At 45.2% G+C, this 22,954-nt stretch carries 24 protein-coding genes and 1 tRNA gene; 19 read left to right on the top strand and 6 right to left on the bottom strand.

Translation table 11 applies throughout. From position 1 onward, the window contains the following. The first annotated feature begins 98 nt into the window (after positions 1 to 98). The 9 genes from rho (at position 99) to ACQY3H_RS01075 (ending at position 9,889) form a co-directional block, all read left to right on the top strand. Positions 99 to 1,400 carry a transcription termination factor Rho gene (gene rho, locus ACQY3H_RS01115; RefSeq protein ID WP_428074106.1) on the top strand — a complete coding sequence of 434 codons (1,302 nt, stop codon included), beginning with the start codon at positions 99 to 101 and terminating at the stop codon, positions 1,398 to 1,400. Positions 1,401 to 1,556: 156 nt separating this feature from the next. Continuing rightward, complete coding sequence (gene rpmE / locus ACQY3H_RS01110; RefSeq protein WP_428073983.1) at positions 1,557 to 1,910, top strand: 50S ribosomal protein L31; 354 nt, start codon at positions 1,557 to 1,559, stop codon at positions 1,908 to 1,910. 70 nt (positions 1,911 to 1,980) lie between these two features. Beyond that, a complete protein-coding gene (gene prfA / locus ACQY3H_RS01105) occupies positions 1,981 to 3,039 on the top strand; it encodes a peptide chain release factor 1 (RefSeq protein WP_428073981.1) in 1,059 nt (352 codons plus the stop codon). Beyond that, entirely contained in the window at positions 3,039 to 3,875 is an 837-nt protein-coding gene (prmC, locus tag ACQY3H_RS01100; RefSeq protein ID WP_428073979.1) for a peptide chain release factor N(5)-glutamine methyltransferase, read from the top strand. Before prfA ends, prmC begins: the two co-directional genes overlap by 1 nt. Before the next feature lie 19 nt (positions 3,876 to 3,894). Further along, complete coding sequence (gene murA, locus ACQY3H_RS01095; protein ID WP_428073977.1) at positions 3,895 to 5,166, top strand: UDP-N-acetylglucosamine 1-carboxyvinyltransferase; 1,272 nt, start codon at positions 3,895 to 3,897, stop codon at positions 5,164 to 5,166. After that, a complete protein-coding gene (locus tag ACQY3H_RS01090; protein WP_428073974.1) occupies positions 5,090 to 6,352 on the top strand; it encodes a bifunctional folylpolyglutamate synthase/dihydrofolate synthase in 1,263 nt (420 codons plus the stop codon). The genes murA and ACQY3H_RS01090 overlap by 77 nt, the downstream gene beginning before the upstream one ends. Positions 6,353 to 6,416: 64 nt before the next feature. Then, positions 6,417 to 8,354, top strand: coding sequence for a hypothetical protein (locus ACQY3H_RS01085; protein WP_428073972.1), 1,938 nt, complete (start codon positions 6,417 to 6,419; stop codon positions 8,352 to 8,354). Position 8,355: 1 nt separating this feature from the next. Then, positions 8,356 to 9,429, top strand: a complete 1,074-nt coding sequence (locus tag ACQY3H_RS01080) for a D-alanine--D-alanine ligase family protein (protein ID WP_428073970.1) — start codon at positions 8,356 to 8,358, stop codon at positions 9,427 to 9,429. 1 nt (position 9,430) lies between these two features. Further along, positions 9,431 to 9,889 (top strand): hypothetical protein, encoded by a 459-nt coding sequence (locus ACQY3H_RS01075; RefSeq protein WP_428073968.1) that lies wholly within the window; start codon positions 9,431 to 9,433, stop codon positions 9,887 to 9,889. Between the two features lie 53 nt (positions 9,890 to 9,942). Here ACQY3H_RS01075 and tgt read toward each other — a convergent pair whose 3' ends face one another. From tgt to ACQY3H_RS01055, 4 genes are all read right to left on the bottom strand, one after another. Continuing rightward, the gene (gene tgt / locus ACQY3H_RS01070) at positions 9,943 to 11,109 is read right to left on the bottom strand and encodes a tRNA guanosine(34) transglycosylase Tgt (RefSeq protein WP_428073966.1); all 1,167 of its coding nucleotides are present in this window, start codon (positions 11,107 to 11,109) and stop codon (positions 9,943 to 9,945) included. 98 nt (positions 11,110 to 11,207) lie between these two features. Further along, positions 11,208 to 12,524 carry a thymidine phosphorylase gene (locus tag ACQY3H_RS01065; RefSeq protein WP_428073964.1) on the bottom strand — a complete coding sequence of 439 codons (1,317 nt, stop codon included), beginning with the start codon at positions 12,522 to 12,524 and terminating at the stop codon, positions 11,208 to 11,210. Between the two features lie 134 nt (positions 12,525 to 12,658). Continuing rightward, positions 12,659 to 13,306 carry a hypothetical protein gene (locus ACQY3H_RS01060; protein WP_428073962.1) on the bottom strand — a complete coding sequence of 216 codons (648 nt, stop codon included), beginning with the start codon at positions 13,304 to 13,306 and terminating at the stop codon, positions 12,659 to 12,661. A gap of 30 nt (positions 13,307 to 13,336) precedes the next feature. Next, positions 13,337 to 14,146: a TatD family hydrolase gene (locus tag ACQY3H_RS01055; RefSeq protein ID WP_428073960.1), complete on the bottom strand. Its 810-nt coding sequence runs from the start codon at positions 14,144 to 14,146 to the stop codon at positions 13,337 to 13,339. Positions 14,147 to 14,259: 113 nt separating this feature from the next. On the opposite strand from ACQY3H_RS01055, the gene ACQY3H_RS01050 reads away from it, so the two are divergent. Continuing rightward, positions 14,260 to 14,703 carry a type IV pilin protein gene (locus tag ACQY3H_RS01050; RefSeq protein ID WP_428073958.1) on the top strand — a complete coding sequence of 148 codons (444 nt, stop codon included), beginning with the start codon at positions 14,260 to 14,262 and terminating at the stop codon, positions 14,701 to 14,703. Here ACQY3H_RS01050 and ruvC read toward each other — a convergent pair. Beyond that, positions 14,700 to 15,320 carry a crossover junction endodeoxyribonuclease RuvC gene (gene ruvC / locus ACQY3H_RS01045; protein WP_428073956.1) on the bottom strand — a complete coding sequence of 207 codons (621 nt, stop codon included), beginning with the start codon at positions 15,318 to 15,320 and terminating at the stop codon, positions 14,700 to 14,702. The two genes, ACQY3H_RS01050 and ruvC, sit on opposite strands and share 4 nt — an antisense overlap. Further along, positions 15,271 to 16,029: a YebC/PmpR family DNA-binding transcriptional regulator gene (locus tag ACQY3H_RS01040; RefSeq protein WP_428073954.1), complete on the bottom strand. Its 759-nt coding sequence runs from the start codon at positions 16,027 to 16,029 to the stop codon at positions 15,271 to 15,273. Before ACQY3H_RS01040 ends, ruvC begins: the two co-directional genes overlap by 50 nt. Positions 16,030 to 16,192: 163 nt before the next feature. Between ACQY3H_RS01040 and ACQY3H_RS01035 the strand changes: the two genes are divergently transcribed. The 9 genes from ACQY3H_RS01035 to scpB all read left to right on the top strand — a co-directional run bounded on the left by ACQY3H_RS01035 (position 16,193) and on the right by scpB (position 22,954). Beyond that, positions 16,193 to 16,684 carry a type IV pilin protein gene (locus ACQY3H_RS01035; protein ID WP_428073952.1) on the top strand — a complete coding sequence of 164 codons (492 nt, stop codon included), beginning with the start codon at positions 16,193 to 16,195 and terminating at the stop codon, positions 16,682 to 16,684. Between the two features lie 76 nt (positions 16,685 to 16,760). Continuing rightward, positions 16,761 to 16,833, top strand: a tRNA-Arg gene (locus ACQY3H_RS01030). Between the two features lie 177 nt (positions 16,834 to 17,010). Further along, the gene (locus tag ACQY3H_RS01025) at positions 17,011 to 17,652 is read left to right on the top strand and encodes a CpXC domain-containing protein (protein WP_428073950.1); all 642 of its coding nucleotides are present in this window, start codon (positions 17,011 to 17,013) and stop codon (positions 17,650 to 17,652) included. Next, complete coding sequence (locus tag ACQY3H_RS01020; protein WP_428073948.1) at positions 17,649 to 18,755, top strand: hypothetical protein; 1,107 nt, start codon at positions 17,649 to 17,651, stop codon at positions 18,753 to 18,755. Before ACQY3H_RS01025 ends, ACQY3H_RS01020 begins: the two co-directional genes overlap by 4 nt. Positions 18,756 to 18,855: 100 nt before the next feature. Then, positions 18,856 to 19,395 carry a type IV pilin protein gene (locus ACQY3H_RS01015; RefSeq protein ID WP_428073946.1) on the top strand — a complete coding sequence of 180 codons (540 nt, stop codon included), beginning with the start codon at positions 18,856 to 18,858 and terminating at the stop codon, positions 19,393 to 19,395. 154 nt (positions 19,396 to 19,549) lie between these two features. Next, a complete protein-coding gene (locus ACQY3H_RS01010; RefSeq protein ID WP_428073944.1) occupies positions 19,550 to 20,188 on the top strand; it encodes a site-2 protease family protein in 639 nt (212 codons plus the stop codon). A gap of 10 nt (positions 20,189 to 20,198) precedes the next feature. Then, on the top strand, positions 20,199 to 21,254 hold the full coding sequence (gene trpS, locus ACQY3H_RS01005) for a tryptophan--tRNA ligase (protein WP_428073942.1): 1,056 nt from the start codon (positions 20,199 to 20,201) through the stop codon (positions 21,252 to 21,254). Continuing rightward, positions 21,251 to 22,018, top strand: a complete 768-nt coding sequence (locus ACQY3H_RS01000) for a segregation and condensation protein A (protein WP_428073940.1) — start codon at positions 21,251 to 21,253, stop codon at positions 22,016 to 22,018. The genes trpS and ACQY3H_RS01000 overlap by 4 nt, the downstream gene beginning before the upstream one ends. Positions 22,019 to 22,027: 9 nt before the next feature. Continuing rightward, entirely contained in the window at positions 22,028 to 22,954 is a 927-nt protein-coding gene (scpB, locus tag ACQY3H_RS00995) for an SMC-Scp complex subunit ScpB (RefSeq protein ID WP_428073938.1), read from the top strand.

The raw sequence follows: 22,954 nt of genomic DNA, 5'->3' as shown, positions 1-22,954 counted from the left end.
AGCAAGCCACTAAAGAAGTCAAACCGCAACCGACGGCCAAAGCCGAACGTTCCGGTCGGTCTCAAACGGATAAACGCTCGTATGGGCGATCCAATAATATGACGCGGCAAAACCCGCCCCGCCAACCTAACGGCGCTAAACCGATGGACGCGCGCGAACTTAATAAATTAAGCGTGCCGGAACTGACGAAATTAGCCGTTAATTATAACATTGAAGATATTTCGGGCCTACGCAAACAAGAGTTAATTGGGCGTATTGTGGCTGTTCAAGCCAAACAAAACGGCTCGGTATATGGCGGGGGCGTATTGGAAATCTTACCCGATGGGTTCGGTTTCTTGCGCTCGGAAGAAAATAACTATTTAGCCGGCGGCGAAGATATTTATGTGTCACCTTCGCAAATTAAACGCTTTGGCCTACGCAAAGGGGACGCTATTGAAGGCCTTATCCGTCCGCCCAAAGATAATGAACGGTATTTCGCTATGCTCCAAGTGCAAAAGGTGAACGGAGTAGAATCGGATAAAATCTACAACCGTCCGTTATTTGAAAACTTAACGCCGCTGCACCCCAACGAACGCTTTACGTTGGAATTAGATAAAAACTCCTTGACCCAACGGGTGATTGATATTGTGGCCCCTATCGGCAAAGGTCAACGTGCGTTGATTGTGGCTCCGCCCAAAAGCGGTAAGACGATGATTTTACAAGCGATTGCCCACTCCATTGCGGAGAATTATAAAGATGCTGTTTTAATGGTGCTGTTGATTGACGAACGCCCCGAAGAAGTAACCGACATGAGCCGCAGTGTTAAAGGTGAAGTAGTGGCCTCCACCTTTGATGAGCCGGCCGATCGTCACGTTCAAGTGGCTGAAATGGTGATTGAACGGGCCAAACGTTTAGCCGAACAAGGTAAAGATGTGGTTATTTTGCTGGACTCTTTAACCCGTTTGGCACGTGCGTACAATACGGTTGCTCCGTCGTCCGGACGTGTGCTAACCGGTGGGTTGGAAGCCACTTCTCTGCAAAAGCCCAAACGCTTCTTGGGCGCGGCACGCAACATTGAAGAAGGCGGCTCGCTGACCATTATCGCTACGGCCATGATTGAAACGGGTAGCCGTATGGACGAAGTGATTTTTGAAGAATTTAAGGGAACAGGCAACAGCGAACTTTGTTTGGAACGCAAACTTTCCGAACGTCGCATTTTCCCGGCGGTAGATATTAACCGCAGTTCCACCCGTAAGGAAAACTTGCTCTTAAGCGAGGACGAACTTAATAAAGTGTGGATTATGCGTAAAGTGCTCGCCCCGCTCGGCCCGGTGGACGCAATGACGATGTTGTTAGATAAATTATCATCCACCAAGTCCAATAAGGACTTCTTCAAACAAATGGAATTAGGTACGTTCTGATAAACGGCCTGGATATGTTAAAAAGCCGCCCTGTTTTTGACGGGGCGGTTTTTAAGTGAGAAATAAGAAAAAAACTTTCTTTTTATTTTCCGTTACAATTTGCTATAATAATCAAGAAGCCTTTTTAGGCTGAACCATTTTTTAGAGGAAAAATATATGAAAGAAAAAATTCATCCGACGTACGACTTCGTAGAAGCCGTGTGCGCGTGCGGGAATAAATTTATGACCCGTTCCACCGCCAAAACCTTAAAATTGGACATTTGCTCCGCTTGCCACCCGTTCTTTACCGGCAAACAAAAATTGTTGGATACGGAAGGTATGGTAGATAAATTTAACAAACGCTATGCTAAAACCGAAGGTAAAACTTTGGTACGCAAGCCGAAAACGGAAGTAAAAGCCAAAGCCAAATTGGCTCGCAAACCGGTAGCCGCTGTTAAGAAAGCAGCCGCTAAAAAACCGGCTAAAAAAGCCGCGGCCAAAAAAGAAACCAAGGCTGAAGCAGCCAAATAGCGTTTCCGATTCAAAAGAGCAGACACTTTCGGTGTCTGCTCTTTTTTCTATGTAACACATTGGGGTCAATATGGATACATCAAAATACGTAGCAGAATTTAAGGAACTGGAAAGTGCTCTTTCCAGCGGCAATTTATCGGCGGCTGATTTGGCGGCCAAAGCCAAACGTCACGCTTTTCTCAAACCGATTATTGAAAAAGAACAAGAAATCACCGCAATCGAAAAATCTATCGCTGATGACCGCGCCATGATTGAAGCGGGGGAAGATAAAGAACTTGTTAAAATGGCGGCGGAAGAATTGGCCGAATTAGAAGAAAAATTGCCCGCTTTACAAAAAGAACTGCGTATTTTAGTGATTCCGCCCGATCCCAATGATTCCAAAAATATTTATTTGGAAATTCGTCCCGGAGCCGGGGGGGAAGAATCTGCCTTGTTTGCGGCTGAACTGTTGCGTGTGTACCAACACTTTGCCCAAACCAAAGGCTGGGGAACGGAAATTTTAGAATATACCCCTACCGGACTTAAAGGGTGTAAATACGTCAGTATGTTTATCAAAGGAGACGGGGCATACTCGTGGCTGCGTATGGAAGCGGGTACCCACCGCGTGCAACGTGTGCCGGATACGGAAACGTCCGGTCGCGTTCATACGTCCACCGTGACGGTAGCCATCATGCCGGAAGCCGAAGAAATTGATATTGAAATCCGCCCCGAAGATTTGGAAATGGAAACGTGCCGCTCCGGCGGTGCTGGCGGGCAAAACGTCAATAAAGTGGAAACCGCTGTCCGTATTTTGCACAAACCGACCGGTATTGTCGTTTCCTGCCGTGAAGAACGCCACCAAGGCGCTAACCGCGAAAAAGCGATGGCCATGCTTCGCGCGAAACTCTATCAAATAGAAGAAGAAAAGCGCAACAAAGAAATTTATGACGAGCGCAAAAGCCAAGTAGGAACGGGCGACCGCTCGGAAAAAATCCGCACGTACAACTTCCCGCAAAGCCGCGTAACCGATCACCGCACCGATATTTCCTATCATAACATTATGGAAATTATGGCGGGAAACATTGAGCCGATATTAGACGATTTGCGCGCGTGGCGTGTGGAACAAAAACTCAAAAACTTGCAAATCTGATGACCGTATCCGAATTAGTAACAAAAGCCGCTTTGCGTTTAACTGCGTCCGGCTCCGACGAGCCGCAACCTAACGCCGAGTGGCTTTTGGCCTGTATTTTGGGCGTTACGCGCACGTGGCTTTTGGCCCATCCCGATTATACCCCCACGGAAAAAGAACTCGCCTTGTACGAAAAGTATATCTCCCGCAAAGCAAACGGCGAGCCGTTATCGCACATTGTAGGCTACCAACCGTTTGACGGACTTGATATTATCGTTACGCCCGACGTGTTAACCCCGCGTCCGGAAACGGAAGAACTGGTGGAACTTGTCAGCAAGTTATACGACAAAAAGCAACCACTTACGTTTTTGGATATGTGCACAGGTAGCGGGTGTATTGCGTGTGCATTGGCCAAACGTTTTCCGCGCGCACAAGTGTTAGCCGTAGATATCAGCGAAAAAGCACTCGCGGTAGCCGCGCAAAATGTCAAAAAATTCCGCCTTAATGAACAAGTGCACTTGTTACAGAGTGATTTATGGGAAAGCGTAACAGGAACGTTTGATTTAATTATTTCCAACCCGCCGTATATTCCGTCGCAAATTGTAGATACACTCACGCAAGAAGTACTAAAAGAGCCACGCCTAGCGTTAGACGGCGGACAGGACGGACTTGATATCGTGCGTCCGCTTTGCTCGGTAGCGGCCGATTATTTGAACCCCGGCGGGTGGCTTGCTTTGGAACTTTGTAAAGGTCAGGCCGAAGCAGTGGCGCGGGGACTAAACGAAATTGGTTGGCAGACGGACGTCAAAAAAGATATAGTGGGGATAGCGCGTTTTGTACTGGCGCAGAAAATTTAGATTTTTTTAAGGAGTTTTTATGGACAGGTTTTTAATTAAAGGCGGAAAAAAATTACAAGGTACCGTACACATCAGCGGCAGTAAAAATGCGGCCCTTCCTATTTTGGTAGCCACGTTGCTTACCGACGAAAAATGTGTTTTACACCGCGTGCCGAATTTGCGTGATGTGCGCACGACACTTAAAATTTTGCAGTATTTAGGCAAACAAGTAACGTATCAAAATAACGTCGTTACGGTGGAAGCGAATGGCCAACTTAAAAATGATTTGCCGTATGAACTTGTCAAACAAATGCGCGCGAGTTTTTGGGTAGCCGGGCCGCTTTTAGCGCGTTTCAAACAGGCGGATATTCCGCTGCCGGGCGGGTGTGCTATCGGTGTGCGCCCGGTAGATATCCACTTAAAAGGATTTGAAAAGTTAGGCGCACAGTGTGAAGTAAAAGCCGGAAACGTACTTATTCATGCCGACAAACTTTCACCTGCTAAAATTGTACTCCGGTTTCCCAGTGTGGGCGCCACGCAAAATTTGCTCATGTGTGCGTGTTTAATTGGCGGCGAAACGATTTTGGAAAATGTAGCCAAAGAGCCGGAAATTGATGATGTTATCGCTTTCTTAAATAAAATGGGCGCGGATATCCATACCGACGATAAAGGCCGCCTGATTATTCGCGGTGTGAAAGCCTTGCACGGAGCCGAACATACCGTAGTGGCGGACCGTATTGAAACGGGCTCGTATGCGCTAGCGGCCGCCGCCACCCGTGGGGATGTAACCGTGGCCGGTTGTGTGCCGGAACATAACGCAATTTTATGGGAAGATTTGCAAGAAGCCGGTTTTTCATTAGACATCGGTACCGATTTTGTGCACGTACACGCTTACGACGGAGAAATTAAACCGTTAGGTGTCCGCACGGCGCCGTATCCCGGTTTCGCTACCGATTTGCAAGCCCCTTGGATGACGCTGATGACCTTGTGCAACGGAACAGCGGAAGTAGATGAATCCGTTTTTGAAAACCGTTTTATGCACGCGCCGGAACTTGTGCGTATGGGGGCGCGCATTTCTACCGAAAAAAGTGTTGCGCGTATTACGGGCGTGGAAAAGTTATCGGCCGCCCATGTGCAATCGTCTGATTTGCGCGGCGGGTTTGCCCTCGTGATGGCCGGGTTGTGTGCCGATGGAGAAACGGAAGTGGAACGCGTGTATCACATTGATCGCGGCTATGAAAAATTGGAAGAAAAACTTACCGCGCTCGGGGCGACTATCCGCCGCTATAACCCCGATAAAGATGAATTTTAACGATTGGTTTTCCGCTTTGCAAACCCGCACCGCGTCACATAGCGGAGCGGGTTTGGCGGCTTTTAAGGAACTGCTTGCGCGTCTAAAAAATCCGCAACAAAATTACAAAATTATCCACGTGGCCGGCACAAACGGCAAAGGAACGGTGTGCATGCTGCTTGCGCACACGCTTACCGGCGCGGGGGAAAAAACCGGACTATTTATTTCGCCGCATTTGACTAGTCCGACGGAGCGTTTGCAAATTGACAGTATTGAAATTGCACCGAAAGATTTTATAAATGCAGTGGAAAAAGTGCTTGTTTGCGAACAAGAGCCGCTTAATTTGTTTGAGATTTTGACGGCGGCTGCTTTTGTTTATTTTGCCGAACAAAAGGTTACGTATGTTGTGTTGGAAACAGGCCTTGGCGGTCGTAAAGATCCGACGAATAGTTGCTTGCCTGTTTTGTCTATTATTACTTCCGTTGGGTTAGACCATACACAAATTTTAGGCGACACACTTTCGAAAATTGCCGCCGAAAAAGCGGGTATTATTAAACCCGGTGTACCCGTTTTGTGCGGAGATTTATCGTCTGGTGTTAAGCGCGTAGTAGAAGAAATTGCGCGCGAAAGAAAGGCACCGCTAGAAATACTGCATGCGGAAAATTCACTTGGAAATGCCCAAGCGCAAAACAGAGAGTTAGCGTGCCGCGCGGCAAAATTTTTGAAAGTTCCGGATGAAGTAATCGCGCACGCCGTTGAAACGGTTAAAGTGCCGGGACGGTTTGAGATTTTTTCTTGCGGCAAAAAAACAATCATTTTAGACGGTGCGCACAACCCACAGGCAATAGAAAATTTACTCGCATTTTGGCAAACAACGCCGTTTGCCCAAAAGCACGCAACGGTGCTTTGCGCGTTTATGCAAGATAAAGATTATCCAAAGATGCTCTCTATGCTTTCGGCCTGTTTTAAGACGGGGACAGTAACCGCGGTATCTTCGCCTCGGGCGGCGGGGAAAAATCTTATCACCCCTTTATTACCGCCCGGTTGGCAATTTATCCCTGATATTTCCGCCGCTTTTATCCGTGCACAAGCCGAAGTGGTGCTGGTAACGGGTTCTTTTTATCTCGCGGGCGAAATCAGAAAACGAATTATCAATAATACGTTGTGTCAAAATTCCGTTAGAAATTCCGTCTTAAAAAAACATTGACAGCAGCCTGCCTATTGTGGTTTAATAAACTATATACGCGCATACGCGTGCATACGGGAGCATTATGGCAACAGAGAACAATTCGTCCAACGGACAAGGCGATATCGCCCAATTTTTAGAGAAGTTTCAAGACCCCAACTTAAATACATTTAATTTCACGCCTACTGCCGCGCGAGAGGACGTTGCGTCCGAAGACGTATCTAACCAGTACGCGCATAGTTTTGAGAAATTAGAACAAAAAGTACAAGAGTTGGAAGAAAAATTTGACGTTTCCGAACGGCAAAACGAAAAGATCATGGCTGAACTGGCCCATACGCGCGAACATTTGGAACGTCAAAAAGACCGCGATGCTTTCATCCAACATCTTTCCTTCTCTATTGCTAATTTACGTGCCAGTGTAGAAAATCTATCCCGTGCCCAACAGGAACGTCCGTTCTCGTGGCGCGAGCCCGATGTGCAACGCAGTTTTGATACGGTGTCCCGTCCGGTCAATCATGCTCCTATTTATCAATACGAGCCGGATGCTTACCGTGAAGTGCAAGAACGTCGCCGACAGGAAGAACAAGCCGAAAAAGAACGTATTATTTCCAGTTTGCACCAAAAGGCTTCCCAATTAAAAGCCGTCAATAGCGCGCTTGATCGCGAAATCAAAAAAGTGCAACAGGAAAAAATGGAAGCCCTTAAAAAATCGGCCGAGCAAGCCAAAGAAATTTTATCCTTGCGTGACCAGTTGAATAAGGCCGAAGAAAAATTCAAATCGTTTGATTTTGAAGGACGTATTGTTTCTATCCGTCAGGAATATGAGCAACGTGTAAACAGTTTGGAAACACAACTTAAAGAAATTTCCGATACTTGTATGAAACAAGTAGAGGAAATTGAGACGTTGCGCACCGAAAATATCAAACTGCACGAAGCCGCTGCGGAAAAAGAACAACTGCTTATTCAATTAGAAGAAAAAGAAAAAGAATTGCAATCGTTACGTGAAGAAATAGCCTCTTTGCAAGAGAACAGTTCGTTACAAAGCCAAAACCAACAGGCTATTTATGCAGAAACGGTCCGCTCGTTGGAAACCCAACGCGATGAACTCACCGTCCAACTGCAAGCCACGCAAAACGAATTGGATGCGGTACGCAGTGAAAAAGACCAATTGGAACAAAACTTCAAAGCCTTGGTGGAAAAAATCAACGGTAATGATGCTGTCATTGAACAGTTGAAACAAAAGATTGAAGTGCTTGGTACGCAAAATGAGCAACTGGCACAACAAAATACACAACTTAATGATAAGCAAACCCAACTGTTTGAGAAAAACGAACAACTGGCTTTCCAAAATACTCAATTGACGGAAAAACAAGCGCAATTGTTCGCCCAAAATGAACAACTGGCGCAACAAAGTTCTCAATTGACGAAAAAACAAGCCGAATTGTTTGAGAAGAACGAACAACTTGCTTTCCAAAATACACAACTGACGCAAAAACAAGCGTTGCTGTTTGAGCAAAACGAACAATTGGCGCGCCAAAATGACGATCTCACACATCGGCAAGAAAAATTATTTGAGAAAAATGAACAACTTTCCCAACAAAACCGCCAACTGTCCACCCGTCAAGCCCAATTGGAACAACAATTGTTAGACGCGCATCAGACGCCCTCGGTTATTCCGGTAGTCATGCCTGTTAAACAAGCGCAAAATACGCAAGCGTCCAATGTGCAACCGGAAAAACCGGTAGCGAAACCGGCCCCGGCAGCGCCTCAAAATACATCTGCTAAATCGGTTCCTCCCGCTCCGTCTGCTCAAATACCTACTGTAAAAGAGCATGAAGAAAGCCCTATGGAAATTACCCAGACGGCTACCCCTAAAGTGCAAACTTCGGCTGACTTGCCCGAAATTAAAGTAGCAGATCCTGTTCAAACGGATCCGGATTTGTCGGAAGGGGAAGACTTTTTAGAGAAAACCGATAATTTTATCGGGCGTATCAAATGGTCTATTTTCAACGAGGATCGCTAATATGGCACCTTTACAAGTAGCTGTTTTATACGGCGGAAAATCTACCGAACACGAAGTTTCCATTCATAGTGCGCAAACTGTTTGCCGGGTACTTGCCGAAAAACCGCAGGCATATACTGTCTATCCTATTTTTATTGATAAACAGGGCTTTTGGTTTTTGCAAAAAGCCTGTGGCCCGCACCAAGCGAGCGATAAACCTATCACGCCCGTTATTGCACAGGCGGCTAATTTGCTGGCGTTTGACGGTTCGTGGAAAACCAAAATAGATGTGTTTTTTCCGGTGGTTCACGGTACTAATTGCGAGGACGGCACCTTGCAAGGATTTTTGGAAACGTTGGACGTTCCCTATGTGGGATGTGGGGTGCTTCCTTCGGCAATCGGCATGGATAAAGTGGTTACGAAACTGTTGGCCCAATGCGCCGGAGTGCCCGTTTTGCCGTTTTTCCCCATACATAAAAATATACCTTACAACACCTATTTTTTGAAAACATGGGTGGAAAAACAAGGCTTGCCGGTATTTGTTAAACCGGTGCGGCTTGGCTCGTCGGTGGGGGTGCGTAAAGTAAAAACGTTGGATGAATTAAAACCCGCCATAGATTTTGCCTTGTCGTTTGACACGGATGTCATGGTAGAAAAAGGCGTTGACCATGCGCGTGAAATTTTCTGTGCGCTTTACGGACAAGGGGAAAATGTTAAATCTTCTGCTTGCGGTGAGTTGCGTATGCTAGCCGGAGAATTTTTTGATTACAACGCCAAATATCTGGTAGAAGGCGGATGTGAGACGAAAGTACCGGCGGATATTCCTGCCGATATTGCCTCTAAAATGCGGGCCGATAGTGTGGCTGTATTTCACGCATTAAACGGAAGCGGCCTTGCCCGGGTTGATTTTTTGATGGATAAAAACGGAGCGTATTATTTTTCCGAAATCAATACAATCCCCGGTATGAGCGAAACGAGTTTATATCCGCAATTGTTTGAAGCGTGCGGTGAAAAATACCCGCAAATTTTAGATGGACTTATTGAGCAAGCGCAAGAAATTTATAAATGCAAAAAAACCTTATCGTTAAACCGTTAATATGTTAAAACTATTGCAGCGTTTTTGGGACTTGAACATTTGGGTAAAAATAGTATTTTTCTTTTGCCTGATTGGGTTATTGTCTAACACGATACTGGTGTGGCGGGATATTTCGCACAGTGGTATATTGTTGCGGTTGCATGTTGGATTTTTGGTGTTATATGCGGGACAAGTGGCTTTTATCTTGCTAGGTGAACGGCAAGTGTGGGCCTTGGCGGTGTTGCAAGGTGTGATGGCTTTGCTTACCAATGCTGATTTTACGTTATTCCCACTCGTGCGTTTTTTGGGAAATGTAGTTTATTCTTTATGGCCGGACCCGTCTTTGCAATTTTTGAAAGTTTATCAGTATGTTTCTATATCGCTGGCCTTTACGTTACAAATGTTCAGTGCGTTTATTTTGTTTAGTTTGCTTCCGCGCACGTCTAAACCAAAACCTGTATCTGATTCAACAGCCAATTAGACTTATATAAAAAACTCTCCGCGCGAGAGTTTTTTTATGTTATTCTTATGCGTTTATTTTGCTAAATATTGGCGGATAACTTCTTCTTTGAAAGATAAGAACGTGCCGTTTGTAATGGCTTCTCGGGCGCGTTCCATTAAGCGGATTAAAAAGCGGATATTGTGGATACTCATTAAGCGGTGGCTGGTGAGTTCTGCCGAGCGGTACAAATGGCACAAATACGCGCGTGAGAAACGGCGGCAAGTGTAACAATCGCACTGCGGGTCCAGCGGAATTTCTTGCGTGCGGTACTCGGCATTTTTGATGTTCACACGTCCGGTGCTGGTCATGGCCATTCCGTTGCGCCCTACGCGTGTGGGCCATACGCAATCAAACATGTCCACACCGCGTTCAATGGCGTTTAGCATTTCTACGGGAGTACCAAGCCCCATAAAATAGCGCGGTTTTTGCTCGGGCAGATTTTCGGTAACGGCTAAAACAGAGTCATTCATTTGGTCTAATGTTTCACCCAACGAAAGCCCGCCTAAACAATAGCCGTGCGTCGGAAGGGAGGCCATGTGCAGGGCTGCTTCTTTGCGTAAATCGGGAAAGATAGAGCCTTGAATAATGCCGAATAATAATGAATTCCCGACGGAAAAAGAACCGTCTGTTTGCTGGGAAATTTGCTGTTCGGCAACGGTTTTAGCGTAGGCTTTGGCGGCACGTTCGGCCCAACGTTTGGTGATATTTAACGCTTCGCGCGCATCGTGCTTGGACGGATCTTTGGCGTGGATACATACATCTAACATCGTCCAAATATCCGAACCGATTTCGCTTTCAAATTGAATCACATTTTCCGGCGTAAAAAGATGTTTGCTTCCGTCGTGGTGAGATTGAAAAGTAACGCCTTCTTCGTTAATTTTACGGAATTTGGAAAGACTATACACCTGGAACCCGCCCGAATCGGTCAGTATGCTGCCGCCCCAATGCATAAACTTATGGATACCGCCCATCGTTTGTAAAATTTTTGTCGTCGGGCGCAAATATAAGTGATAGGTATTAGAAAGCAAACATTCGGCTCCGGCGTTTTCCAAATCTTCGTCGGTAAGCGCTTTGACGCACGCTTGTGTGGCTACCGGCATAAATACAGGCGTATGAACGGCGCCATGCCGGGTATAAAGGATGCCGGTACGGGCTTTGCAAGACGAATCTTTGGCGAGAATTTTGAAAGGCGAAACCATAACATCATTTTATCATTTTTGATAGTGGTCTGTTGATGGGCCTCTTTGTCCATTATAAAACCCCCGCTTGATAAACGGGGGTTTAGGAAAACTAATTTTTATTTAATCACTTCTTTAACAATCTTATACGCGGCCGGTTTTTTAGCACCGATTTTGACGGCCGTTTTGAACAGGGCTACGCCCGCCTCTAAACGCTTTTTGTCAGACGCGTAAATAGTGGCAATCACGTCGCCTTTTTTGACGGGCTCTCCACCTTTTTTATTTAGCCAAATACCCGCGCCGTAATCAATGGCGTCTTCCATGGTGTTGCGGCCGGCTCCCAAAAGTACAGCCGCGCAACCGGCGGTTTTGGCATCAATATGTTCCACGTAACCGTTTTTGTCGGCTTTGAGTTCGTAGTTGAGTTTAGCATCTTTGAAATAAACGGCGGGTTTATCCACCACGGCCGGATTACCGCCTTGCCACTTAATCATTTCGCGCAGTTTGGCGGCGGCTTGGCCGTTGGCAATTTTTTCTTCTACTAATTTACGTGCTTTTTTAGCGTCTTTTTGTGCGCCGCTGATAAGCAACATTTGGGTGGCTTCTTCTACTAATAATGCGTAGAAGTCGGGCGCGAGATTTTTATTACCTTTCAAAATTTCAATGGTTTGGCGCATTTCGCTCGCGTTACCGATAGCGTGGCCCAACGGTTGGTCCATATAAGTAATCAGGGCGCGGCATTTAATACCCAAGAGTTTGGCGGTTGTAACAAGCGCACGGGCCAGTTTGCGGCTATCTTCCAGTTTTTGCATAAACGCACCGGAACCGTATTTGACGTCCATTAAAAGGCTATCCACGCCTTCGGCATATTTTTTAGACAAAATACTTGCCACAATCAGCGGGCGGCTTTCTACCGAGCCGGAAGCATCGCGCAAGGAATATAATTTCCGGTCGGCGGGGGCCAGATCGCTTGTTTGCCCAAACATACATACATTGAGTTTTTGAATTTGCTTGTAAATATCTTTCACAGGGACACGCACATTAAAATTTTTCATAGATTCTAATTTGTCTAATGTGCCGCCGGTATGACCGAGCCCGCGGCCGGACATCATCGGCACGGCCGCTCCCGCGCAGGCTACGAGCGGGGCCAGTGCGAGCGAAATTCCGTCGCCCACGCCGCCGGTGGAGTGTTTATCTACTTTGGGAAGTTTGGTGATTTTTTTGAAATCTAATCGTCCGCCGGAGTGCGCCATGGCTTTAGTGAACATAGCGGTTTCTTTATCGGATAATGGGTTCAAAAAGCAGGCCATTAAAAAAGATGAGAGTTGATAATCCGGCACGGTTGCTTTAGCCGCCCCTTGCGCTACAAAATTAAATTCTTCTTGCGTAAGCGGTTTGTTACTGCGTTTTTTAATAATAATATCAATCATGCGCATAATTTTTAATCTCCTTATTGATACGACTTGAAAACATTAGCATACCATTTTGGGTATAAAAAGAGAAGTCTCTTTTACGGCTATAAAAATAAAAAACTCCGGCGGTGAAACCGGAGTTTATAATAAAACTGTTTTTAATTAACAGCAGTTGTATTTTTGATGCGGCGCAAACTGCTCTTGTTTTGTTGCATGAGTTGTTTGATGGCCTTGTCTTGTTCGGCCAAAATTTGTGTTTGACGCGCTACATAAGCCTTATAATTTAAGGCAGCGGCCGCTTCTTTTTTAAGTTTACGTTCGGTGTCTAAAGTAATATAGAATGCCGAATTTTTTACTTCTTCACCGAAGGTAGATTGTAAATCTTTTAAGATGGCTTGATTGTTTTCTTGCACGTGTCCCAAGGCGCTGGTCATGCGCACCCGTTCTGCATAAGGGGCTTTGCCCGGCAAGATATCTTCTTCCGTTGTGACGTCTAATACTTGAACTTGTGGCGTTTTAGATGCATTTTGAGTGGTCACATTCCCATGGGTGTTCACCGTGGATATATTGCCCGTCATATGATTGGTTTTGTCGGACATGACGTGTTGCGGGCGTACCGAAGCCGATTGAACTACTGAAAGCGGCATGTTTTTTTGTAACATGGCCGGGTTTTTAGCGGAGGCTTTCATCATGACATCAAAAAGTTGATTGCCCCAAAAAACTTTGATTTTTTCGTCCTGTTCTTTAGATGTACAACCAGCCAAAACTAAGCCGGTGCATAATATAAAAAGATAAGTTTTTTTCATACATTCCCTCGTATAAGCAATATAACAAATTTACGGTAATCCATACAACTGTTTTGTATGTTGCGTAGTTAGTTCGGCTAATTTTTCCAACGGTACATCCAAGTAATCGGCTACGTATTGTGCAATTAAAGGGATATTGGACGGATCGTTTCTGGTGCCGCGTTTGCCTTGGGGGGACAAGTACGGACAATCGGTTTCTAAAATAATTTTATCGGCCCCGGCCTTTTTGACGGCTTCGCGGATATACTCATTTTTTTTGTAGGTAAAACAACCGTTAATACCGAGCAAAAATCCGTAATCCAGTGCCTTTTTGGCTTCTTCGTAGCGTGCACAAAAACAATGCAGCACGCCGGGATAAATGGTTTGACAATTACCGGCCCAATGGTGTTTTAGTGCGGTAAATGTATCGTCGTACGCGCTGTAATCTTCGCCTGCGCGCCGCACATGCAGTACGAGCGGTTTTCGGGTGTGGTTGGCTAGGTCTATCATTTGTAAAAAAGTGCGGTGTTGGATATCTTTGTTTGCTTTATCCAAACACGTATAATCTAGCCCCGTTTCACCTACCGCAAGCGCGCGTTTATCTTGTAAAAGTGCGGAAAGTCGGGCTTCTTCTTGAGCGTTATATTTCGGCGCATATTCCGGATGAACGCCTAGCACCGCGCCAATAAAACCGGGATATTTAGCAGATAAGTCTAACGTTTCTTGCCACTCGTCGGTAGAACAACCGATTTCAATGCTGGCGCACAAGCCGGCCTGCGGTAAGCACGTAGTAATTAACTCGTCGCGGTCAGCGTTAAAGGCGGGATCGTTTAAGTGGGCATGAGAATCAATAAATTGCATATATATATTTTACATTATTTATTATTTTACCGTCGGCATAAACAGAAACTTGACATTGTTTTTTTTGTTAAAATATATTAAAGGATGTTGAATATCAAATAAGGAGAACTTTGATGAAAAATGACCAAGCATTTACGCTTATAGAATTATTGGTAGTGGTTTTGATTATCGGAATTTTAGCGGCGGTGGCGCTCCCGCAATATAATTTAGCCGTTGCCAAAGCACGTGTAAATCGGATGTTACCTGTAATAAAAAGCATTGAAAACGCACAAGAAGTATTTAGATTGGCAAACGGAGATTACACTACAGATTTCAGTTTGTTGGCCGTTGAAACTCCGCTTACCGTCAATGATTTTTCGTGCTACGCGAGTGGTGGACTTGGTAATAATTCGTTTGCCTGTTATTCAAGTAAGTACGCTATAACTTTAGAAAAGTATTATGGCGGTGAGATGTATTGTTGGCCGGGAACTTCCGCCATGTCAGAAAAACTATGCAAGTATTTGTGTCAAACGAACACATTTGGAAGTCCTCATAGAAATTGTGCGGTACGCTTTTAACGTTTCTTTTTAATTTGTTGTTCGCGGGCGGCTTTTAGTTTTTCTAAAAACGCCGCTTTCAAATTGATTTGACTGGCTAACGGAGCCGTTTTTAAGTGGCATATTCCAATGGCTACCGCATCAGCCGTATCGTCGGGCGATGGGGCTTTATCCAAGTTCAGCGTGAGTTGTACCATGCGCTGGACTTGTTTTTTATCGGCGGTGCCCGTACCGCAAATCATCATTTTAACGCGGCGGGGGGGATAAAACGTAATTTCTTTGCCCGCTTGTTCGCACGCCAAAATAATTACACCGCGCGTCATAACGGTATTTGCCATGGTGGTGGCGCGCTTTAAGAAAAAGTTTTGTTCCATGGCTACTTGGTCGGGGGCGTAGGTCTTTAAAATTTGCTGAAGTTGGCGAAAGATATAATCCAGCCGTTTAGGTAATTCCTGTCCGGCGTCGGTATGAATTAAACCGCACGCACGCAAAGAAAGAACGGAACGGGCGTTTCGTGTTACAATCGCCCATCCCGTTCTGTCTAAACCGGGGTCAATCCCTAATACGGTAACGGTTTTATCCGCGCCGTTAGGCATTGAGTTTTGCCGCGACGGCTTCGTCAATGTTGGAGTTGTCATAGACGTTCTTTGTATCGTCGTGATCATCTAACGCTTCCAACATTTTCATCAGCGTTTCGGCGGTATGTTCGTCCGTAATGCTGACGTCGGTATCCGGCAACATGGTCAAATCGGCCGATTCGGGGGTAATGCCTTTGGCTTCAATGGCTTTTTTGACGGCTTCCAATTCGTTCATATCCGGGTTGGTAATTACTTCATACACATCACCGGAAGTACGCACGTCTTCCGCGCCGGCTTCCAAGGCCAAGTTCATTAAATCGTCTTCGGAAATATCTTCTTTCTTTACCACGATCATGCCTTTGCTTTTAAACATGTACGACACACAACCCGCCGTGCCGATAGAGCCGCCGTGGCTGGTGAAAATTTTGCGGATTTCCGCGAACGTGCGGTTTTTGTTATCCGTGGTGCATTCTACGATAATCGCCACCGAACCCGGGCCGTATCCTTCGTACGTGATTTCTTCGTACGATACACCGGGCAGTTGGCCCGTACCTTTCATGATAGCGCGTTTAACGTTATCGGACGGCATGTTAGCGGCGCGTGCATCATCTACGGCTTTGCGCAAGCGCGGGTTTTGGTCGGGGTTGCCGCCGCTCATTTTAGCGGCGATCGTGATTTCCCGTAAAATTTTTGTAAATACTTTGCCTTTTTTGGCGTCTACGAGGGCCTTTTTGTGTTTAATACCGGCCCAGTGTGAATGTCCACCCATGGGTTTACTCCTTACTGCATAAGATACTTTATTGTAGCAAATTTTAGTTGATGCGAATAGCCTAACGTAAAAATTTTTTGGCCTGTTTGATAAAAAACTTGACATTGTTTTTTTTTTTGTTAAATTATCGCTGTGGATTATGTTAAACACAAGGAGCCTTTTTATGACACATAAAATATCCGGTCGTTTAGGCGGTTTTACGCTGATAGAATTATTGGTGGTGGTTTTAATTATCGGCATTTTGGCGTCGGTAGCACTTCCACAATATAAACAAGCCGTTAATAAAGCCAAAATGACGCAGGCTATGGCCGTATTGGAATCCATGGGAAAAGCGGAAGAAGCCTATTACTTGGCTAACGGTGAATATACGACGGATATGGATGCGTTAGACATGGGGGTTGGCGCGAGCGTTTTCAGCCCCAATTGGACGGCTATTATATTGGACACCAACGGAACGGCTCCCCATTTAGAAACAAGAGCGAAATTTCTGCCCAATTACGTGTATTTGATTTATCAACTTAATAAAGGGAAAATGTATTGTTCGTTAACGGGAACGGCTAAAACCCAACAGGTTTGTAAAAAGATGTATGGGGATACGGAAGTAATGGTGGATCCGAGCAACTCCAGTTATGATATGTATTTAATTTCCCGGTAGAAAGTGTTATTTTGTTCAATACCGCTTATCGCCTATTTCGGTGATAAGCGGTATAATTTGCTACAATACCTATAATGCCCCGTTAGTTCAACTGGATAGAGCGTTGGTCTTCGGAACCAAAGATACGAGTTCGAATCTTGTACGGGGCGTTTTTTTCGGCCTAAAATATTGTTATCCAATGAGTGTTCCCCGATAGGATAACCTTTTTGCAAAGCCAAGGCGAAATCGGCTACAATATAAGTATAAGACGTGAAATTTCAAAATCTAATATAAAATAAGGGCTTGCGTTTGGTAGAAAAGCACCTTGTTTGGGATATAATATACCTATGAAATCTATTAAAAACGAAGCGGCGGTATGCTGCCCGAACGGTTGTGAAGAATTTGATGTGGAATATTGGTCGCTCATCAGCGCAGACCAAGACCCCGATTTGAAAAATGCGGCGTTGGGAGGCGAATTAAATTTAGTCCAATGCCCGGCCTGCGGCGCTTTTTTCCACCACGACGGAGACCTTATTTATTTTGATGCTCCGGCCGAACTGCTTGTTTTTATCTTTTCCGAAAAAAACCGTTCTCAAGAAAAAGAACTTCGTGCTCGTATGCAACATGATTACGAGATTATCCGCCAAACGTTAGCAAAACAATTTCACATTGATTATCCCCCGGTGTGCGTGTTTGGGTTGGATGCACTCAAGCACTTGTTGGAACAAGAAGAAAAAAACTCATTTGAGTCGGAAGCGGTGGCGGCTTCGGCTGCGGCTGCCGGGTTTAATGTGGCGCGCTTAAAACCGTCTTACGCCCGGGAACATCATTTCCCGTATTATGTGCCGGCTCCGTCCTCCGGTCAAACCGCCAACGATTATGCCGTGGCGGCCAGTAAAGTGCTTAAGAGCGGCTTGAAAAGTTCCCTGTTACTCCACTTCAAAGACCGAATGAGTCAGGAGGGGGCAACCATACCTTTATTGTTATGATGATACCGGAAAAATATAGAGAACCTTTATATAAAGTCGGTGCCTATGCCGGCAAGTTGGGCTTAAAAGCCTGGGTTGTGGGCGGGGCCGTACGTGATTTTTACTTAAAACGTGATACGCAAGATATTGATTTGGCCTTTAGCGGTAATCAAGAATCCGTGGCCGGATTTTGTATCAAACAATGGGGGGGAAATAAACATAAATTTTCGCGGTTTTTTACGTACCGCGTAGATTTGGATAGCGGCGTTAAGTTGGATATGGTGCGTACCCGCAAAGAAACCTATCCCTACCCGGGTTCCTTGCCGCAAGTGGAGCCCAGCCCTTATATTAAAGACGATTTATTCCGTCGTGATTTTACCACAAACGCTTGGTGTTTTTCTATCCTTCCGAATACGTTTGGGCAATTGTATGATCCGTTTGGTGCCAAAAAAGATATTGAGCGCGGCCTCGTGCGTATTTTGCACGAAAAAAGTTTTTTAGATGATCCTACCCGTTTATATCGGGCGGTACGTTTTGCCGGACGTTTCGGGTGGAAACTGGCTCCCAAAACCGAGCGGTTGTTGCGTGAGGCCGTCAAGGGGGAATATCCGCTTTTGGTATCTCGCGATCGGTTTAGCCATGAGTTTTTGAAAATTTTAGAAGAACCGCGCGTAAAAGATATTTTTCAACTGATGGACAAATACGATTTGCTTAAATTTGCCTGGCCCGGTATCACGTGGAGCCCGGCTTTGTTGCGTACGGATTCTGTGGTGGAACGTTTGGGTATTTTGGCGTGCCAATTGCAAGATAGCGGCGAAGAATTTATCCGCAGTTTACGTGTGCCGGCGGATTTTACCCATGAAATTTTAGGCGCTTGGAAAGTAAATCAGGAAAAACAAAGTCCGCTCGGGCCGCTTTCTCTGACTAAAAAGAGAATTTTACAAGCCGTATCCACCCACCTGCCTCCGGAGGCTTTAGAGCCTTGCGTGCTGACGGGCCGGGAACTGAAAGATATTGGACTGGCCGGCCGGCATATTTCTTCTGCTTTGACGCGTGTGCGTCAAGCCCAATGGGAAGGGCGCGTTAAAAACAAGTCGGATGCATTGAAATTAGTTAAAAAATGAATATGAAAAACCTCTTTTAAAAAAGGGGTTTTTTGAAATGTGATTTTTTGGTAATATAATAATATATTTCAAAAGAATGTGTTTGATGTAAGGACTAAAAATGAAATCAAACAAAACGGGTTTCACGCTGATTGAATTATTAGTGGTGGTGCTTATTATCGGTATTTTGGCCGCGCTTGCCATGCCGCAATATATGAAAGCGGTAGAACGCGCTCGTATGACAGAAGCCGTTATGTTGTTAGATGCTATTGCGAAAGCCCAACAACGCAATTGGATGGGAAACAATAAGTTTACAACGAATTTTGCCACGTTAGATGTGGCCCCCCAAGGAGCGACCGGGGCGACTTATTATACCCAAGGAGATCCAGTTACCGGCGTCAATAGTAATGGTTTTGCCGTCACCATTTACGATGGAGAGCCGGATGAGGGATATGCGGAAGCCATCCGTTATAATTACAATAAAGAAATGACATATAATTATACGCTCGTACGGTTTTATTTAAGCGAATATGTGACTTGTGAAAGTCCGGAACCAAACGGCCAAAGTTTGTGTGCCGATTTTTGCGGGATTGAAAATCCGGTTTCTGCATGCTGTTCAGACGGCACAGAATCGGCCTGTTATGAAGACGGGGAAGAATAAGAGATGGGCCTTTGTATCGTTTTTGGCGGGAGCAACAAAAGTTGCTCCTGTTTTTTTATGGTTTTTTAAGAAAAACGATATAGTCTTTTTATATTAAAAAATTCTTCCGGTGTATAGTGCATAATCGCGTATAAAATAGTAAAATATATACTGTATGGAATTTATACTTTTTATACCAGTTTTGTTTTTTTCTATTATTGTACACGAAGTTGCCCATGGCTATGTGGCTTATTCTCTTGGGGATGATACGGCCTATCTTTCCGGGCGCTTAACCTTTAATCCGCTGGCTCATATTGATAAATACGGTACTATTCTCGTGCCGCTATTTTGTTATTTTACCGGATTGCCGCTATTCGGTTGGGCTAAACCCGTTCCGGTAAATGTCTTGCGTTTGCCATCTCCGCGCCGTGATATGGGTAAAGTAGCCATAGCTGGCCCGGCCGTCAATTTAGTATTGGCCGTAGTGTTTGCTATGGTGTTAAAAATTGTATTGCTTGCACAAGGATCCCTTTCTGCTTCAACGGTAAAAAATGCTTTTTCTTTGTTACAATACGGTATTTTAATTAACGTGATGTTGGCTGTGTTTAACTTAATGCCTATTACCCCGCTTGACGGCGGCCGCATTGTAACGGCGTTGCTCCCCGTTAAAGCGGCTATTGCCTACGATAATTTTTTCAGCCGTTTTGGTATGTGGCTGGTGCTTATACTTATTTTGACGGGAGCGGTAAAATATTTAATTTGGCCGCCTGCCGCGTTTGTATTAAATGTTATTCTTCGCATTATAAATTTTTAAGAGGGTTGTTATGACAGATAAAAAAATCGTACTTTCCGGAATGCGCCCGACGGGCAAATTGCATTTAGGCAATTTCCACGGGGCACTTAAGAACTGGGTATCTTTGCAAAATAATTACAACTGCTTTTTCTTTGTGGCCGATTTGCACTCGCTGACGACGGCTTACCAACAAACGGAAAATTTAGCCGCTAACTCGCACGATATGCTTATCGATTGGCTTACCGCCGGACTTGATCCCCAAAAATGCACCATTTTTATCCAGTCGGACGTGCCGGAAGTCAGCGAATTAAATACGTTACTTGGTATGATTACCCCGTTAGGATGGCTGCTTAGAAACCCGACGTACAAAGAACAATTACAAGAACTTTTTAAGCAAAAATATGCCGGACAATTAGACGAAAAATCCTTAGGTGAAAAACTCGCTTCTATTGCGGGAGACGAAGAAATTTCCTGCTTTGGATTTTTAGGGTATCCGGTGCTCATGGCGACGGATATTCTTATTCAACAAGCGTCGTTTGTCCCGGTAGGAAAAGACCAAACCGCTCATTTGGAAATTGCCCGCGATTTGATGCGCCGTTTTGAACAAATTTACGGCCAACAGGTTTTTACCGAACCGAAACCCCTATACACCGCGGTAGCACGTGTGCCGGGTATCGACGGACGCAAGATGTCTAAATCGTATAACAATGCTATTTCGTTAGGGGAAGATTTGGATAGTGTGCGTAAAAAAGTGATGACCATGTTCACGGACCCGAATAAGAAAAAAGCCACCGATCCGGCTAACCCCGAAGGGTGCGTGGTGTATGCATTCCATAAAATTTATAATCCCCAAGCCGCCAAACGCTGCGAAGAATGTAAGGCCGGAGCCTTGGGGTGTGTGGCATGTAAAAAAGAATTGTTTGCACTTATGGAGCCGGAGTTGACGTCGTTTGCGGCGCGACGTAAAGAAATTGAAAACGATAGCGCGCAACTTACGCAAATTGTTAAAGCGGGCAAAGAACGCGCCCGTGCCAATGCAGCGGATACGTTGAGTAAAGTAAAAAAAGTAATGCGGATAACAAAATGATAAACGCGCCGGAAGCAATTAATGTACACATTAACGTCTTTGAAGGTCCGATGGACCTGCTCTTGCATCTTATCAAAAAAGACAATTTAGACGTATGTGATATTACAATTGCCGAAATTACGAAACAGTATTTAGATTACTTAAACGTAATGAAGGAACTGAATTTGGAAGTGGCGGGCGATTTTTTAGTCATGGCCAGTACGCTGATGCAAATTAAGGCCAAAACATTATTGCCCAGCCAAGCCCCGACGTCGGAAAACGAAGGGCCCGATCCGGCTAAAGAGTTAATTGCTAAACTGGTAGAATATCAAAAATACAAAGAAGCAAGTGTGTACTTAAACCAAAAGTTGGAAGAAAATAAAGATAAATTTTATCGCACCGCGCCTATTTTTGATAACGGCGAAAAAGTAATTAACGTACAGATGTTTGATTTACTGGCCGCCGTCAAACGGGCTTTTGACCGCTTGGAAGAACGTAAGCGGATTGAGATGTTAAAAATTGAGGAGTTCCCCATCGAAGTCAAAATGCAAAAAGTGGTGGATATGCTCGCGCATCGCAAGTGGGTATTGTTGGATGAAATTTTTGTGGGCGAAACGAAAAAGCGCGGTATTATTACGTGTTTTATGGCGCTGTTGGAGTTAATTAAGATTAAAAAATTACTCGCCCGGCAAGATGAAAAAGAGGGGCAAATTCGTATTTACTTGAACCCCGAAAACGAAGATAAAGATTTTCAAACCTTAATGCATGGAGAGGCAACTGCCTAACGTGAGAGTATGAGTCAAGAAGAAAATAATTCCCCAATGGAAACCGTCCCATCGCAAGAACCTGCACAGGAATCTGTGCAAGAACCTATGGCGGAACTGGTACAAACCGACGATTTGAAAAAAATCATAGAAACCCTTTTGTTTATTACTGACCGCCCGGTTAAACCGAGCCGGTTGGCCGATGTCATTGATAATACAAATGCTAAACAAGTGCGCGAAATTATTACCGCGTTGCAAGACGAATATACCAAGCAAGGCCGTGCGGTGCAAATTGTGGAAATCGGCGGTGGTTTCCAAATGGCTACCAAACCCGAATATGGTCGTTGGGTGCGTAAGTTGTATAACGAGAAAATGACAACTAAACTCTCTAACGCCGCTTTGGAAACACTGGCGATTATCGCCTATAAACAGCCCATCACCCGTGCCGAAATGGAAGCCATTCGCGGCGTAGATGTCGCCGGGCCGCTTGAACGTTTGTTGGAACGCTCGCTCGTGCGGGTGGTAGGAAAAAAGGATACCATCGGGCGCCCTATGGTGTATGGAACGACTGACGAATTTTTGCGTATGTTTGGCTTAAATAAATTGTCCGAACTGCCTGATTTGCAAGTATTTGCCGCAAAGAATTTACATGAAAAGCAAGAAGATTTGCCGTTTGGCGAGCCGTTGCCACCGTTGGGCGAACCGGCGATTATCCCGTTGGAAGAATTAGATCCCGAGGAACGTTTGCAAGCGTTAGGTACACAAGTGGATCCGTTCTTCAAACGCAACAGTTACAATCGCGGTGATTTTTTTGCAGACAATTTAACGCAACAACCGGGTGATTTGCCCGAATCGGACGAATCCGCTGTGTTGCCTACAGAGCCCGCCGCAGAAGTCCCCGCGGCGGACAAACCCACCCCGGTAACCGGGGAAGAAAACCCTGAGGAGAAGAAATAA

This window comes from Candidatus Avelusimicrobium luingense, assembly GCF_902757105.1.
Classification (GTDB): domain Bacteria; phylum Elusimicrobiota; class Elusimicrobia; order Elusimicrobiales; family Elusimicrobiaceae; genus Avelusimicrobium; species Avelusimicrobium luingense.
Note: the sequence above shows the minus strand (reverse complement) of the source record. Positions and strands in the feature narration are given on the sequence as shown.